The sequence below is a fragment of the Paenibacillus xylanexedens genome (genome assembly GCF_007676705.1).
Lineage (GTDB): Bacteria > Bacillota > Bacilli > Paenibacillales > Paenibacillaceae > Paenibacillus > Paenibacillus xylanexedens_C.
The window spans coordinates 1-296 of record NZ_VEBF01000197.1 but is presented as its reverse complement, the minus strand read 5'-3'; the positions used below and the strand labels follow the sequence as shown (position 1 = coordinate 296).

1 protein-coding gene is annotated in these 296 nt (G+C 50.3%); it reads left to right on the top strand.

The features are described from left to right. Nucleotides 1-33: 33 nt before the first annotated feature. On the top strand, nt 34-296 hold a 263-nt coding region (locus FS628_RS33260), incomplete at its 3' end, for a bifunctional hydroxymethylpyrimidine kinase/phosphomethylpyrimidine kinase (protein WP_440131324.1).

Genomic DNA, 296 nt, shown 5'->3' with positions numbered 1-296 from the left:
GAAGAGTTTCAGCCAACTGCGCCCAAGACGGGGATGTTATATAGTGCTGAGATTATTGGGGTGGTGGGTGAAAAATGGCAAGAATATCGTTGGTGTAATGTGGTGATTGAGGGGGTGATGGTGGGGAAAGGTGGTGGTGCTGTCGTTGAGGAGGAAGGTGTAGAGGGGGTGGTTAGAGAGGTATTGGGGTATGGTGTGATGAGAAGAGGGAATATTGGGGAAGGAGAAGTGCTCACAGGGATGTCAATTACGAATGTGAGGGCGCGGGAAGAAGTTGCAAAGCAGATGGTGGAGAT